The organism is Runella limosa DSM 17973 (assembly GCF_000482465.1).
Lineage (GTDB): Bacteria > Bacteroidota > Bacteroidia > Cytophagales > Spirosomataceae > Runella > Runella limosa.
Window position 1 is genome coordinate 245,678 of sequence record NZ_KI519423.1, and the last position, 14,210, is coordinate 259,887.

At 46.0% G+C, this 14,210-nt stretch carries 14 protein-coding genes; 6 read left to right on the top strand and 8 right to left on the bottom strand.

The genetic code is table 11. From position 1 onward, the window contains the following. Nucleotides 1-98 precede the first annotated feature (98 nt). Complete coding sequence (locus tag K339_RS0120895; RefSeq protein WP_028525345.1) at nt 99-1,781, bottom strand: glutamine--tRNA ligase/YqeY domain fusion protein; 1,683 nt, start codon at nt 1,779-1,781, stop codon at nt 99-101. A 402-nt stretch (nt 1,782-2,183) separates the two neighbouring features. On the opposite strand from K339_RS0120895, the gene K339_RS0120905 reads away from it, so the two are divergent. Beyond that, complete coding sequence (locus tag K339_RS0120905; RefSeq protein ID WP_028525346.1) at nt 2,184-2,600, top strand: 6-pyruvoyl trahydropterin synthase family protein; 417 nt, start codon at nt 2,184-2,186, stop codon at nt 2,598-2,600. Further along, nucleotides 2,563-3,261, top strand: coding sequence for a GTP cyclohydrolase I FolE (gene folE, locus K339_RS0120910; RefSeq protein WP_028525347.1), 699 nt, complete (start codon nt 2,563-2,565; stop codon nt 3,259-3,261). The genes K339_RS0120905 and folE overlap by 38 nt, the downstream gene beginning before the upstream one ends. Nucleotides 3,262-3,341: 80 nt before the next feature. Here the strand turns inward: folE and K339_RS0120915 are convergent, their stop codons facing one another. From K339_RS0120915 to K339_RS0120930, 4 genes are read right to left on the bottom strand one after another with little or no spacing between them, the layout of a single operon-like run. Then, nucleotides 3,342-4,835, bottom strand: coding sequence for a tetratricopeptide repeat protein (locus K339_RS0120915; protein WP_229598784.1), 1,494 nt, complete (start codon nt 4,833-4,835; stop codon nt 3,342-3,344). A gap of 3 nt (nt 4,836-4,838) precedes the next feature. Further along, nucleotides 4,839-5,468 carry a Uma2 family endonuclease gene (locus K339_RS0120920; protein WP_037301413.1) on the bottom strand — a complete coding sequence of 210 codons (630 nt, stop codon included), beginning with the start codon at nt 5,466-5,468 and terminating at the stop codon, nt 4,839-4,841. Between the two features lie 42 nt (nt 5,469-5,510). Further along, nucleotides 5,511-5,954, bottom strand: a complete 444-nt coding sequence (locus tag K339_RS0120925; protein WP_037301416.1) for a GreA/GreB family elongation factor — start codon at nt 5,952-5,954, stop codon at nt 5,511-5,513. A 4-nt stretch (nt 5,955-5,958) separates the two neighbouring features. Further along, nucleotides 5,959-6,981, bottom strand: a complete 1,023-nt coding sequence (locus K339_RS0120930) for an aldo/keto reductase (protein WP_028525351.1) — start codon at nt 6,979-6,981, stop codon at nt 5,959-5,961. Between the two features lie 91 nt (nt 6,982-7,072). Between K339_RS0120930 and K339_RS0120935 the strand changes: the two genes are divergently transcribed. The 3 genes from K339_RS0120935 (at nt 7,073) to K339_RS0120945 (ending at nt 10,130) form a co-directional block, all read left to right on the top strand. Beyond that, nucleotides 7,073-7,819 (top strand): SOS response-associated peptidase, encoded by a 747-nt coding sequence (locus K339_RS0120935; protein WP_028525352.1) that lies wholly within the window; start codon nt 7,073-7,075, stop codon nt 7,817-7,819. Between the two features lie 131 nt (nt 7,820-7,950). Beyond that, nucleotides 7,951-8,868 (top strand): alpha/beta fold hydrolase, encoded by a 918-nt coding sequence (locus K339_RS34360; protein ID WP_084332278.1) that lies wholly within the window; start codon nt 7,951-7,953, stop codon nt 8,866-8,868. A gap of 56 nt (nt 8,869-8,924) precedes the next feature. Further along, nucleotides 8,925-10,130 carry an exo-beta-N-acetylmuramidase NamZ family protein gene (locus K339_RS0120945; RefSeq protein ID WP_028525353.1) on the top strand — a complete coding sequence of 402 codons (1,206 nt, stop codon included), beginning with the start codon at nt 8,925-8,927 and terminating at the stop codon, nt 10,128-10,130. Nucleotides 10,131-10,220: 90 nt separating this feature from the next. On the opposite strand, the gene K339_RS0120950 is transcribed toward K339_RS0120945, so the two are convergent. The 3 genes from K339_RS0120950 to K339_RS0120960 all read right to left on the bottom strand — a co-directional run bounded on the left by K339_RS0120950 (nt 10,221) and on the right by K339_RS0120960 (nt 12,147). Next, the gene (locus K339_RS0120950; RefSeq protein WP_028525354.1) at nt 10,221-11,024 is read right to left on the bottom strand and encodes an enoyl-ACP reductase FabI; all 804 of its coding nucleotides are present in this window, start codon (nt 11,022-11,024) and stop codon (nt 10,221-10,223) included. Nucleotides 11,025-11,194: 170 nt separating this feature from the next. Continuing rightward, nucleotides 11,195-11,854: an ATP-binding cassette domain-containing protein gene (locus K339_RS0120955; protein ID WP_028525355.1), complete on the bottom strand. Its 660-nt coding sequence runs from the start codon at nt 11,852-11,854 to the stop codon at nt 11,195-11,197. Beyond that, nucleotides 11,833-12,147 (bottom strand): hypothetical protein, encoded by a 315-nt coding sequence (locus tag K339_RS0120960; protein ID WP_028525356.1) that lies wholly within the window; start codon nt 12,145-12,147, stop codon nt 11,833-11,835. Before K339_RS0120960 ends, K339_RS0120955 begins: the two co-directional genes overlap by 22 nt. A 251-nt stretch (nt 12,148-12,398) precedes the next feature. Between K339_RS0120960 and sppA the strand changes: the two genes are divergently transcribed. Then, the gene (gene sppA, locus K339_RS0120965) at nt 12,399-14,156 is read left to right on the top strand and encodes a signal peptide peptidase SppA (protein WP_028525357.1); all 1,758 of its coding nucleotides are present in this window, start codon (nt 12,399-12,401) and stop codon (nt 14,154-14,156) included. Nucleotides 14,157-14,210: the final 54 nt, after the last annotated feature.

The following is a 14,210-nucleotide window of genomic DNA, read 5'->3' on the forward strand; positions in this document are numbered from 1 at the left end:
GGGCCTTTTCCAAAACATTCCTTTGCAATTTAACCACAAAAAACGGCACTGCAACTTCTAAAGCTACAATGCCGTTTTTCTATCAAAACTTCAGAAAATTATTTCCCTGCTACTTTTCCCCACGTATCTTTCAACCCAACTGTGCGGTTGAAGATGAGTTTATCGGATGTAGCATCGGTATCTAAACAGAAATAACCTTTGCGAACAAACTGGATTTTGGTATCAACCGTCGCTTCTTTGAGCGATGGCTCGGCGTAGCCTGTGATCACTTCCAACGAATTTGGATTGATATGGTCTTTGAAATCTCCTTCCGCCGATGCTAAGTCTTCGACTTTGAAAAGGCGGTCGTACTGACGAATTTCAATCGGCAACGCCTCCGAAACCGACACCCAATGGAGCGTTCCTTTGACGTTGATACCTGAGGTATCGTTGCCACTCTTGCTGTTTTCAATGTACGAACAACGAAGTTCGATGATATTTTCCGCTTCGTCTTTGATTGCTTCGTCACAACGAATAATGTACGCACTCTTCAAACGCACCATTTGTCCTACGGCCAAGCGGAAGAATTTTTTCGGCGGATTTTCCATAAAATCTTCCCGCTCGATATAAACTTCGCGGCTAAATGGCACTTCGCGCATTCCGCCGTTGGGGTCTTCAGGGTTGTTTTCGCTCAAACAAAGCTCAACCGTATCTTCAGGGAAGTTGGTAATGACTACTTTGAGCGGGTCGAGCACCACCATGCGACGCTGCGCGATTTTGTTGAGATGCTCGCGAACGCAGAACTCCAACAAGCTCACATCAATCAGGTTGTCGCGGCGAGCAATCCCGATGCGGTCGCAAAACTCGCGAATCGACTCAGGCGTATAGCCACGACGACGAAGCCCCGAAATGGTTGGCATCCGTGGGTCGTCCCAGCCCGTAACGTGACCTTCATTGACAAGTTGTAGCAACTTACGCTTACTCATGACGGTGTAAGTCAAGTTGAGACGCGCAAATTCGTATTGTTTTGAAGGAAAAATCTCCAGTTTATCAATGCACCAATCGTACAAATCGCGGTGAGGAATAAACTCCAACGTACAAATAGAATGCGTAATTTGTTCGATAGAATCCGACTGACCGTGGGCAAAATCGTACATCGGATAGATGCACCATTTGTCGTCCGTGCGGTGGTGGTGGGCAAATTTAATCCGATAAATGATGGGGTCGCGCATGATCATATTCGGCGCTGCCATGTCGATTTTGGCACGAAGCGTACGAGAGCCTTCAGGAAACTCGCCGTTTTTCATTCGCTCAAATAAGTCCAAATTTTCTTCCACGCCACGGTCACGGTACGGGCTGTTTGTGCCAGGCTCCGTCGGTGTTCCTTTCAAAGAAGCGATTTGCTCTGAGGTAGATTCATCCACGTATGCCAATCCTTTTTTGATTAAATCGATGGCAAAAGCATACAAATTATCAAAGTAATCAGAGGCATAAAATTCATTTACCCACTGAAAACCAAGCCATTGAACATCATTCTTAATTGACTCAACGTATTCGGTATCTTCCGTGACGGGATTTGTATCGTCAAAGCGTAAGTTGGTACCTCCTCCGTATTTCTGAGCCACTCCAAAGTTTAAACAGATGGATTTGGCGTGCCCAATGTGCAAATAGCCATTGGGTTCGGGTGGAAAGCGCGTCAGGACGCGGCCTTCATGTTTACCCGTACGGATGTCTTCTTCAATGATTTGTTCGATGAAGTTCAGCGATTTCTCTTCGGTGGATTCTTTGGCAATTTCACTCATACTACTATAAACGTGTTTTTCGACCCTTCGGTTTTCTTATACATATCTTTTCTGTATGTAATGGAAACACAAAACTAACATTTATTCGGGTTGAACACCTGAAAATAACTGGCTTTGCTCACTTTTTTCAACCTAGGCATAGCATCTTCGGCAACATATATCATTTTCAACAAACTCATTTCCAAAAAGTTAATAAAAAATATATGAGATTTTTAGCCGTTATCACTAAAATTTCAAAACTATTTCAGACGTACAAATGTTAGATAAACTGTTGACAAACGATACTTACCCTCGGGCTAATTGGTACCACGCCCAACGGTCGAGAGGGTGTTGCAGACAAACTTTCTGACGACTCCTCGGCGCGTACGTAAAACCAACAATTGAACAGATTTTTATCACTATATGAGCAACCCACGAGTGGCGGTGTTTCGCAAGGCGCACTTTAATGCCGCACACCGTTTGAACAATCCGACTTGGTCGGACGAACAGAACGCGCGTGTCTTTGGGAAATGCAATTATCCCAATTACCACGGACATAATTATGAGCTGATTGTGAAAGTAACGGGCGAAGTAAACCCCGAAACTGGCTACGTTGTAGATTTGAAATGGTTGAATGATTTAATCGAGCAAACGGTTTTGATCAAGTTTGACCACAAAAATCTAAATCTGGATACTGAGGAGTTTAAAAACATGAATCCCAGCGCAGAAAACATTTCAATTGTCATTTATAATCTCTTACGTGAGCACTTAGCAGAGTCGCTCGATTTGAAAATACGGCTTTATGAAACAGAACGAAACTTTGTGGAATACCCTGCCTAACCATGCAGATTTGGGTGAACTCAACATCGACGACTGGGGAGATGATCACCTATTTAGTGCTTACAATACGCCTTTGCGCGAGGATGCGTTCGAACTGAGTGACGTAGAAAAGGTGGCCAAAATTGAGGGTCATTTCCGTGCCATCATGGAAACCCTTGGGCTTGACCTCACCGACGACAGCCTCAACGGGACTCCGCATCGGGTAGCAAAAATGTACGTAAAAGAGCTATTCTCAGGCTTAAATCCTGCGAATAAGCCCAAGGCAACGCTCTTTGAAAACAAGTATAAATACAACGAAATGTTGGTGGAGAAAGACATCAGTTTTTACTCCAACTGCGAGCACCACTTTGTTCCTATTTTTGGCAAAGCGCACGTGGCTTATATTTCGAGCGGGAAAGTAATTGGGCTTTCTAAACTGAACCGTATTGTGCAATATTTTGCCAAACGCCCGCAAGTACAAGAGCGCCTTACGGTTCAGATTGCCAAAGAATTACAACAAATCCTTCAAACCGAAGACGTGGCTATCGTCATGGATGCCAAACACTTATGCGTCGCTTCTCGCGGTGTACAAGACGACTCCAGCTCGACTGTGACAGCGTTTTACGGCGGCAAATTCCAAGAAGGCAGTACAAAGAATGAGTTTTTGAAATATTTGTCGTAAAGCAACCTCCCGAAAGTTTTGAACTTTCGGGAGGTTATAAAACTTTCGGGAGGTTATAAAACTTTCGGGAGGTTAGGAGGTTACTCCACTCCCAGAAGGGTCAAAGCAGCGCGGGCTTTATTGTCCACGCTGTTTTTGTATTCGTGCTTGGGATAATTGAGCGCTTGTTGAAAGTACTGTATGGCTTTGGCCCGCAGACCTTTTGCTTGGTAGATATAGCCCAACTGCAAAGCCGACGTTGCCCCAAAATACAAACCTTGCGCCTGACTCAACACAATCGCCCGTTCGTAATTTGGAATAGCCACCTCGGTATGTTCTTGACGTTGAAAAATACGCCCCAACCGATAACGATACTCGGCGCGGTCTCTCCCATTCTCAAACGATGCTTCATTAACGTTTTTGAGCGCTGCTGCGGCCTCTTCCAAGTACCCACCATCAAAAGCCAGCCGCGCTTTCATCAGCGTTTTTTGTTGGTTGCTAATCAATCCTTTGGTATAGTTTTCGGCAAACTTAAACGCTGCTTTGTCCGACTCCACATAGGTAGCCCCGACCTTGCCGATTTTTCCTAAAAATACGTTGGCATCCGCATCTTCACCGACGAGCCAATAGCTCAAAAACAGCTTTAAATAGGTATCTTTCAGGAAGTTTTGACCTTTGTATTGCCCCAGGAACTCGTTCAATTGAGTTCGGGCAGCGGCGTATTGGCCTTTTTGAAGCAAAATTTCACCTTCTAAATACTCCAAAAAAGGGAAAGCGAAATAGGCGCTTCCTGTGGGACGTTGTTTGAGCAAACCAAGCGCTTGTTCACCCCTCCCATCTTTCATCGAAACCGTTGTTCCAAAAAAATGTAACAGCAGGTTATCGGGCTGACTATGCACCAGTTGCAGCAGCTCCGTATTTTGTTTTTCTGCGTAGGTCAAAATATACGCATGCAGCAACGTTTGAATCAATTGGGCTTCCAACGAAAACACTTTGTCTTGCTGAATCACCCGCTGCACTTCCCTCAGTCCTTGCGGAATATTCCCCTTCAAACCCAACAGCTTCGCTACCCACTGATAGCTCTGCGGTGCCGAGCCAATCAGTACATGCAGCAACCCAAGCGACTTATAGGTGGGCACAAAATCGGGGTATAAACGGGCGTTTTCTGCCAGCAGTCGATATGCCTTGATAATATCCCAAGAGGCGCTCATTTCTTTCCCAAATTTCAATTTGATAAACGCCCAATGCAATCGTATTTCGGCTTGAATAAAACGCTGATACGGTGAGTTAGGTTGGTCATCGAGCCAAGAAAGGCGCTCGTCTTGATGGGGAGAAAGTTGGTCAAAGAGGGCTTTATTATCACTCACAAGTAGCGTCACCATGTCGGTATAATTTTCTACATAAACCGCCAGTGCATTCGGAGATTTTTCTTTATCCAACAGCACTTTAGCTGCGTTTACTTTGAGCTTAAACACCTCGCGGTAGGCTTGTTGGACGTTGGGGGAGAATGAATACAAAGGGGACTGAGCCAATCCTTGGGACAAGCCCATTGGCACAAGAAACAGAAAAAGGATACGCACTACCAACCAGCTCACACTCTATAATTTAAAGCCATCCTTCTGAAGCAATTCCGAAAGAGAAAATGAATATTCTCCAAATAAGGTTATTGGTTTATCCCAACCCGAAATACGCCCATCTTGGCCTTGGTGCACACTGAACTGCAATTTACTTCCTGAAAAAAACCAGAAGATTTCACCAACTCCAAACTCTAAGAGTTTCTGCGTTTTAATGCCGTAATAATCTAACTCCGTAATGCCAAAATCAGTTGTATCAGCTTGAATATCTACCTCAATAACCGCCAAAGGAGGAATTTCAAAGTACTTATTTTGAGGAGAATGTTTCTGTAATATTACTTTGTCGTAAATGACAATATCTGATGAAATATTACTACGCTTTTTTAGATGGAATCCCACTTCATTTGTAATGACAAAGTACTTTTCTTCATCTAGATTTTTTAACAAATACTTCATTAAAACGCCAATAATAATGGCTTGGGTATCGCTCTCCCCCATAATATCTTCTTGTGTCTTAAGTTCGTTCAACACCTCTTTGTATCCACGATAGTACATGGGTTTTCCGTTGTATTCTTCATAAATCAACGATTTTGGGACCTCATGCTTCGCAAATTTTGTGCGAAGGCGTTTGCGTTTAGACGGAACTACGACCATGATGCAACGGATTTTATCTAATCAAAGTTAATAAAATTCTCCTCAAACAAGCCCTTCAATCGTCCCTTTCTTCTGCTGAAACAAAAACGAATCTCCGACTTGTTTGCCCATGAGTGATGCTCCCAGAGGCGACTGGGGTGACATAGCAATCACTTTTTGGCCATCTATCACCACCATTCCTGCACTCACGGAGACAAAAAACACCCCCACGGAGGTCTTGACCAACGCCCCTAACCCGACTCGTTGAAACACAAAATCGGGGTCGATGCGGTCGAGAACGGCGCGTTCTTGGCGTAATTGGTCATAAAGCTGGGCGTGGCGATCGCGTTCAATTTGCGCCATCGCCCGCCCCGTTTCGTACTTATCGCCCGCCGAGCTTTTGGTTTCCTCATTGGCCGAATCTTGGGCGTTTTGCATCGCCTCCTGCGCTGCATGCACGCGGGTATCAAACTGCGTTTTTAGCAGCGTAAGTAACTGTAGTTTCAACGGACTATAGACGGTGATTAATGATATTGTCGTACATACCCGCAAAAGCGGATTGTTTCATTCCTTCCGACGAAAGAAAATCGTGCGGAAAGCCTAATTCTATTTTGCTTACTTCGTTCAAACGTGTCATAATTTCGTCAGGAATGACAAAATCAAGGCATTTGAGCGAATCTTGAAGTTGTTCTACGCGTTTTGCGCCCACAATCGGCATCACATTTGACACCCGTTGACGCACCCAGTTGATGGCTACCTGCGTGGGTGTCACGCCCAACTCCTGCGCCACCTCCACTACTTCTTGCGCAATATCGCTGCTGCGTTCGCTACGGCGCAGGCTATTTTCGGGCACCCGTCCTGTTTCTCCGCGTAAGTATTTTCCCGTCAATGCTCCTCCTCCAATCACCCCCCAGGGCGTCACGGCCATGTCGAGGGTTTTGGCCATCGGAAGCAAATCGCGTTCGGCTCCGCGTTGCAACAACGAATACTCCACTTGAAGCGCCACAAACTGGCTCCAGCCGCGCAACTCCGCCAACATATTCGAACGTGAAATGACCCAAGCAGGGGTATCAGAAATCCCGACATAATGCACCTTACCGCTCCGTACGAGGTCGTCGAGCCCCCGCATTACTTCATCAACGGGTGTTGTAAACTCCCACATGTGTACCCAAAACACGTCGATATAGTCGGTATGCAGGCGTTTGAGGCTTTCATTGACCGAACGAATCATGTTTTTACGGTGATTACCCGCGTAGTTGGGGTCGCCGTTGCGGTCGTACAAGGTATATTTGGTAGAAACCACAAAGTGATCGCGGTCAGCAGCAATAAAATCTCCCAAGAATGTCTCCGATGTACCTTCCGTGTAGCGATTGGCTGTGTCGAGAAAATTACCACCTGCATTGGCGTAGGCTTCAAAAATCTTTTTGCTCTCGTGTTTGTCGGCACCCCAGCCCCATTCGGTACCAAAAGTCATTGTACCGAGGCACAATTCTGATACGCGAAGGCCAGATTTTCCCAATAATTTGAATTTCATAGAGTCATAGTTTGTTTAATGAGGGTGGGCAAAGAAAACAAATCTTTGCTCAAAACTACACAGAAAAAACCACTTATACCCTTAACAAGCCATGTGTTTTCGCAATTCCCTAACGGCTACGGTCGATGAAATGGAGAAACAATTTGAGGTACAAAAACAGGCTAAAACCATTGAATTTGAGCCCATTTACCACGCCAACGGTTTTGATTATCCCACTTGGCCAGTGATTACGGCTCAAGCTCCGCACACTTTACAATTTTTTAAGTGGGGATTGGTTCCGCGATGGGCGCGAAGCCCCCAAGAAGCGCTCGAACTACGCAGCAGTACCCTGAACGCCAAAATCGAAACCCTCGACGAAAAGCCGTCGTTTAAGTATGCACTCCAACAGGCGCAGCGGTGCTTAATACCCTCCACTGGCTTTTTTGAATGGCAAACCGTAGGAAAGCAGAAATATCCCTATTTTATTCATTTACGGGAGCAACCGCTTTTTGCGATGGCGGGTATTTGGGAAACGTGGCACAATCCTGCCCAAGCCAATGATGTTTGGCATACATTTAGCATTATTACGACCGATGCCAATCCGCTCATGGCGCGCATTCACAACACAAAGCAACGAATGCCCGTTATTATACCAAAAGGATTAGAAGCGGTTTGGCTCAATACCCAATCGGATGCTTTTGACCTCGAATTGTTTAAAAAACCAATTGACGACGCATCAATGGAAGCATTTACGATTGGCAAGTCGATAAGCGACCCTAAAAGTCAGTCTAACGTACCCGAGGTATTGACACGCGTTACGTACCCTGAACTATCGCATCAGCAATTAAGTTTGTTTTGAGTCCATGAAGAAGGTTGCAGCCCGTGCAGGAGGTTGCTCACAACCTCCTTATTACACAAAACGCGGTTGTGAGCAACCGCTGGCACACATTAGTCGGTTGTGAGCAACCGACGGCACAAATATTTTCAATTATGCTAAGTCGTACACTTTTTCTTTGGGCGAGTTTCGTACTCCTAACCGCGAGCCTTTCGTCTTGCTTTCGGTCGTGGCGGAAAAATGACCGTGACATCCGCGAACATTACGCCAATCGCCCCGTCAAACCTACTTTTTACACCATTCAAAACGACAGCCTCAAGCTATTTGCTGCTACCACAGGCGCAGACACCCTACCTCCGCTGTTGCTCATTCACGGAGCACCTGGCGCTTGGTATGGGTACCTAAACATGGTCGATGATTCGCTGTTGCAAAGCCGTTTTCACATCATTGCCATCGACCGACTCGGCTACAACCATTCGAGCTTACGCAAAAAACGCTTTGTCACGTCCATCGAAACCCAAGCCAAAGCCGCGATGTTGGCCCTTTCGCTCAATCATTCCAAGCAAAAGGCCGTTCTTTTGGGGCGTTCGTTTGGCGCACCCATCGCGGCCCAAATGGCCATTTTGAATCCCAACGCGTTTAGCCAGTTGGTGATGCTTGCCCCTGCCATTGACCCCACCAAAGAAAAGTTCTGGTGGTTTTCCAAACCTGCCAAATGGTGGATTGTCCGTGCATGGCTGCCGCGCCGCCTCAACGTAGCTACCTTTGAGAAATTTGCTCACGCCAACGAATTAAAAAAATTGCAACCACAATGGTCGAAACTACAAGTCCCTACCATTGTGGTGCAAGGTGGGAAAGACTGGATTGTGGATCCTAGCAATCTTGATTTTGCGCGTCAACAACTGGCCGATAAGCCCGCCCACTACATCTTTTTACCCGAAGCTGGCCACCTGATTTCCAATTCGCATCCCGACTTAGTTCGCAAATTGGTTTCAACGCCTTTCACCACAATAACAGGAACAGCCGCCGCCACTACCACCACCCAAGGAAGCGGCCAAAGCGAGCATAAATGAGTAAAGTCGTTATCTTTACCCGCTTTTAGTCGCGTATTCTTCAAAAACAATCTAGCATGAAACACCTTTTCAAGGCGGTTATCGCCTCATTTTTAACCATTTTTCTAACCACGTCTTTCGTAGCTCCCCCTGCCAAGTCGATTATTACGGGTGCCGACCAAACCAGTGCTTATCTACCTTATTTGAAAGGAAAACGGGTAGGAATGTTGGTCAACCAAACCTCCGTCATTGGCAAATCACACTGCGTTGATAGTTTGGTTAAATTAGGGGTGACAATTACCAAAATCTTTGGCCCCGAACACGGCTTTCGCGGCAATGCCAGCAACGGCGCCAAAGTCAGCGACAGTTCAGACCCCAAAACGGGCATTCCCGTCATCTCGCTTTATGGCAAAAACCGTAAACCTTCGAAAGAACACTTAGCCGACGTTGACGTGATGATTTTTGACGTGCAAGACGTGGGCGCGCGCTTTTATACCTACATCAACACCCTGTCGCACGTGATGGAGTCTTGCGCCGAAAATGGTAAAGAACTCGTCATCCTCGACCGCCCCAATCCACACGGCTTTTGCGTTGACGGCCCTATTTTGGAGCCCCACCTCAAGTCGGGCATTGGTATGTTTCCAATCCCGATTACCCACGGGATGACGATTGGCGAATTTGCCCAAATGATCAACGGTGAAGGCTGGCTTCCGAACAAAATGCAGTGTAAGTTAAAAATCATCAAGGTAGCCAACTACACCCACGCCATGCCGTATGTGTTGCCCGTGCCGCCTTCGCCCAACCTCAACACCCAGCAGTCCATCATGCTTTACCCAAGCATCTGTTTGTTTGAAGGCACGATTTTGAGCCAAGGACGCGGTACGTACATGCCGTTCACGGTCTTGGGCGCACCCGCGTTGAAGGGGAAATATAGCTTTACGTTTAAGCCCGTAAGCATCCAAGGCATGAGCGAAACGCCGCTCCACCAAGACCAAGAATGTTATGGCTTAGACCTGCGTAAGTTTGACGCCAATACGTTTGTAAAATCTAAAAAATTGAACCTCAAATGGTTGTTTGAAACCTATGCGGCTTACCCTTATAAAGACAAGTTTTTTGACATGAGTCAAAGCAAGCAAATGGGAAACTTTGATAAACTGGCGGGGACGGAAAATCTTAAAAAGCAGATTATCGCAGGCACGAGCGAAGAAGAGATTCGTAAAAGCTGGGAGCCTGGCTTGTCGAACTACAAAAAAATGCGAGAGAAGTATTTGTTGTATCCTTAGAGGGAGAGATGAGTTAGGAGAGATGAGAGGTAAGAGATAAGTGATGAGATTTCTTATCTCTCATATCTTATCTCTCATCTCTAAAAAAAACTATCCTTCCAACACTTCTGCTGAAATACCCACGTTGCCGAAACCACCGTCGTGGAAGAGGTTTTGCATCGTTACCATGCGAGTATAATCTGAGAACATCATGGTTACAAAATCAGCACATGAGTCGGCCGAGGCATTTCCTAGGGGAGCCATTTTTTCGGCAAAATCATAAAACTTATCAAAACCACCGATACCGTTTCCAGCCGTAGTTTTGGTAGGCGACTGCGAAACCGTGTTTACGCGCACTTTTTTGAGTTTACCATAACGGTATCCATAGCTACGGGCAATCGACTCCAACATCGCTTTTGCTTCGGCCATGTCGGTATAAAAAGGAAACGTACGCTGCGCTGCCATGTAGGTAAGCGCTACCACACTTCCCCACTCGTTGATGGCGTCCATTTTTTCGGCCACTTGCAAAAATTTATGAAACGATAACGCCGAAACGTCCACGCTTTTTAGGAACCACTCGTAGTTCAAATCACCGTAAGCACGTCCTTTACGGATGTTGGGTGACATCCCAATTGAGTGAAGCACAAAATCCACTTTTCCACCCAATACGTCCATTGACTTGCCGTAGAGGTTTTCGATATCTTCGAGTGACGTCGCATCGGCGGGGATAATTTCTGCCTCACATGCCTCCGACAATTTTTTGATTTCGCCCATCCGCATCGCGATTGGGGCGTTGGTCAACGTGAAAGACGCACCTTCTGCCTTCGCTTTCAGGGCTACTTTCCACGCAATTGAGTTTTCGTCGAGGGCACCAGAGATGATCCCGCGTTTGCCTTGTAATATTCCGTTTGCCATTTTTTTGAGTTTGCTATTTTCGGTTTTGAGTTTACCGTTTAGAGTTTGTAAAGTTTATAGTTAGTTGTTTACTGTTCAGGACATTACTTCCACCATAAACCATAAATCTCCCAACCGTAAACCATCATTAACGGGGCAAAGTAACAAATTTTTGGGCAAATAGTCGTTATCTATCCTGGAAGATACCCCCTATCGACCAGCTCCTGGCGGGGGTTCGTGAGCAAATATGTAGTTCCATTTTGAATCAGGTAATTCTGGTCTGCAATGTCTAGTACTTCTCGGTATAAATGGTCGGTGATTAAAATGCCTTTGTTTTGTTTTTGCTCAACAATATGCTGTTTGAGTGCTTCTACATAAATGGGGGCTAAGTTGGTAAATGGCTCATCGAGCAGCACAAACGGCACGGGCGAAAGCAACACCATCAATGCCTCAATGAAGCGCCTTTCTCCGCCCGACAACTCCTCCATCCGCTGCGAAATAAGCGTCGGAAGTTTGTCGTACTTCGCTTCCGTCAGCTCCACTCCGTACCATTTCAAAGCTTCTTTGACTTTCATCGACGACGGGGTCAGTGGATGCTGCGGCAGGTAGCGCGCCACGTTTCCTTGTCGGTAAAGTGATTCGACGTACCTTCCATTGACCCTGACCGACTTGTGCGTTGCCCTCATTGTTCCAAACACAATTTGCAACAAAGAAGACTTCCCACAACCATTTCGCCCCAAAATAGACGTGATTTGATACCTCGGGATTTTCAAATAAACGCTTTGTAAAATTTTGCGTTCGTCAAACGACAGTTCCACGCTGTCTATCTCTAAAATAGTAATAGGCTCCATCGAATGGTTGTCAATAAAGTGAAAAATAAAACCATGTCCAGCCCAAAAGCACCCATAAAAAGTGCCGTTGGCGAATAGCCCAAGTTTTGATAAAAGAGGTAGCCCTGACGAGAAAATGTCTGCATCAAAAGCCAAACTACGCCGTAAGAGGCCAGTTTGAGCCAAAAAAGAGGCGCAATCATGCCCCACCACTCCTCGCCAACGGGTGCGCCCACGGCCAACCAGCCACCCCACGCCACCACGTGTAGAATTATCCAGAAATTTTTGTAAAAGTGCAGTACAACCGATAGCATTTGTGTAAAGTTTTGGGCAAACTATCCCGATTATTTTTTATGTCCTAAAACCATTAAGAAACTTTAAGACTTTTAACATTTTTTGTGCTACCACAATGCCATTCAAAGCCATACACTCATTTTCCCACTTGTACAACCAATCCGCCTTTTAACATAAACCCACCTCCTTGGCATATCCAAAACGTATTTTTGTTTGTTAGCTGAATTAAGAATCCTATTTTTGACCATTACATTTTTTCTCTTTTATACTCATGTGGCAGTTTATTAAGTACGTTTTCGCAACCATCGTCGGTCTATTCCTCTTTTCTATCCTCGGCTTTTTCCTTTTTGTTGGAATCGTAGCCGCAGTGGGTTCTTCTGAAGATAGTACACCGATAGAAACCAATTCTGTGTTAAAGCTCAATCTCAACAACCCTATTCAAGAAGTAGCCGTTGAGAACCCCTTCGCCGAATTTTCGGGCGGGCAAGGCAATGTCCTTGGCTTACTCGACATTCGGTCGGCGCTCGCCAATGCCAAGCAAGACCCTAACATTAAAGGTGTGTACCTCGATGTACAATACCCAATGGTGGGCTGGGCTACGGCCGAAGAAATCCGCGATGCGATTCTTGATTTCAAGAAATCGAACAAGTTTGTGTATGCTTACGGCGAAGTAATGACCGAAAAAGCGTATTACTTGGCGTCGGTTGCCGACAAAATTTACCTCAATCCCGCAGGTGGAATGGAATGGAACGGCCTCAGCGCTGAATACGACTTCTACAAAGGCACGCTCGACAAGCTGGAGGTAAAGCCTTTAATTTTTCGCGTTGGGGAATATAAAAGCGCGGTAGAGCCTTTCTTCCGTGAAAACATGAGCGATGCAAGTCGCCTTCAAAATCAGGTGTTGATTAATAACATTTTCGACCACGCGGTGGATAAAATTTCGCAAGCACGAAAAATCACCCCTACTCAGTTGAAAAACTTGGCTGATTCGCTCAGTATCGACTCGCCGCAAGATGCCCTCACGCACAAACTTATCACGCACGTCGGATACTACGACGAGGTAGAAAGCGCACTTCGCAAAGAACTCAAGTTGGGCGAAGATGATAAAATCAAGTTTGTAGGACTCAGCAAGTATTCAAAAGCTGAAAAACAAGTCAAAGAAGGGAGCAGCGACAACCGTATCGCGGTCATTATCGGCGAAGGGGCCATCATGTCGGGTAAAAGCAACGATGGCAACATTGGTTCGGAGACAATCGTTGAGGAACTTCGCAAAGCCCGTAAAGATAAAAAAGTGAAAGCCGTCGTGCTTCGTATCAACTCTCCTGGGGGTAGCGCTTTGGCATCGGATGTGATGTGGCGTGAGGTTCAGTTGACCCGCAAAGAAAAACCTGTGATTGCGTCTATGTCGGACGTAGCGGCGTCGGGTGGTTATTACATGGCCATGGGTTGCGACAAAATCGTGGCACATCCAAACACCATCACGGGTTCTATCGGGGTATTCAGCGTGTTGTTTAACTTCCAAAATACCTTCCGCAACAAATTGGGGATTACCTTCGACCGCGTGAATACCAACGCCCACTCTGATTGGCCAAGTGTGACGCGTGAGATGACACCTTTTGAAAACAGCCGTATGCAGCGCAGCACCGAAAATATCTACGCCGTGTTTACCAAAAAAGCAGCCGAAGGTCGTAAAATGCCATTGGAGAAGCTTAAGTCGTTGGCGTCGGGACGCGTATGGTCGGGTCGTGAAGCCAAAGGGAACGGTCTTATCGACGAGTTTGGTGGGTTAGACAAAGCGATTGAAATTGCCGCCAAATCAGCCAAATTGAAAGAAGGTGACTACCGCGTTCGCTATCCAAAAGAGAAGAATGTGTTTGAGGAAATGATAACGAAGTTTTCTAATAACGCCGAAGAAGCGATGTTACAGCAAAAACTAGGCGACTTCGCTCCTTATCTCAAAACCTTGAAGAAACTTCAACAAATGGAAGGAACGCAAGCACGCTTGCCATTTGATATTAATATTAAGTAAAATGTCGAGGGGAGACGGGGCCGCCCGAGCGGTGCAGAGTGTCGAATAATAAAT

What these genes read in the sequence shown, in the direction of transcription:
- K339_RS0120895 (WP_028525345.1), bottom strand. Translation starts at nt 1,781, where the DNA reads ATGAGTGAAATTGCCAAAGAATCCACCGAAGAGAAATCGCTGAACTTC.
- K339_RS0120950 (WP_028525354.1), bottom strand. Translation starts at nt 11,024, where the DNA reads ATGGCAAACGGAATATTACAAGGCAAACGCGGGATCATCTCTGGTGCC.
- folE (WP_028525347.1), top strand. Translation starts at nt 2,563, where the DNA reads ATGAAACAGAACGAAACTTTGTGGAATACCCTGCCTAACCATGCAGAT.
- K339_RS0120935 (WP_028525352.1), top strand. Translation starts at nt 7,073, where the DNA reads ATGTGTTTTCGCAATTCCCTAACGGCTACGGTCGATGAAATGGAGAAA.
- K339_RS0120920 (WP_037301413.1), bottom strand. Translation starts at nt 5,468, where the DNA reads ATGGTCGTAGTTCCGTCTAAACGCAAACGCCTTCGCACAAAATTTGCG.
- sppA (WP_028525357.1), top strand. Translation starts at nt 12,399, where the DNA reads ATGTGGCAGTTTATTAAGTACGTTTTCGCAACCATCGTCGGTCTATTC.
- K339_RS34360 (WP_084332278.1), top strand. Translation starts at nt 7,951, where the DNA reads ATGCTAAGTCGTACACTTTTTCTTTGGGCGAGTTTCGTACTCCTAACC.
- K339_RS0120955 (WP_028525355.1), bottom strand. Translation starts at nt 11,854, where the DNA reads ATGGAGCCTATTACTATTTTAGAGATAGACAGCGTGGAACTGTCGTTT.
- K339_RS0120930 (WP_028525351.1), bottom strand. Translation starts at nt 6,981, where the DNA reads ATGAAATTCAAATTATTGGGAAAATCTGGCCTTCGCGTATCAGAATTG.
- K339_RS0120945 (WP_028525353.1), top strand. Translation starts at nt 8,925, where the DNA reads ATGAAACACCTTTTCAAGGCGGTTATCGCCTCATTTTTAACCATTTTT.
- K339_RS0120960 (WP_028525356.1), bottom strand. Translation starts at nt 12,147, where the DNA reads ATGCTATCGGTTGTACTGCACTTTTACAAAAATTTCTGGATAATTCTA.
- K339_RS0120905 (WP_028525346.1), top strand. Translation starts at nt 2,184, where the DNA reads ATGAGCAACCCACGAGTGGCGGTGTTTCGCAAGGCGCACTTTAATGCC.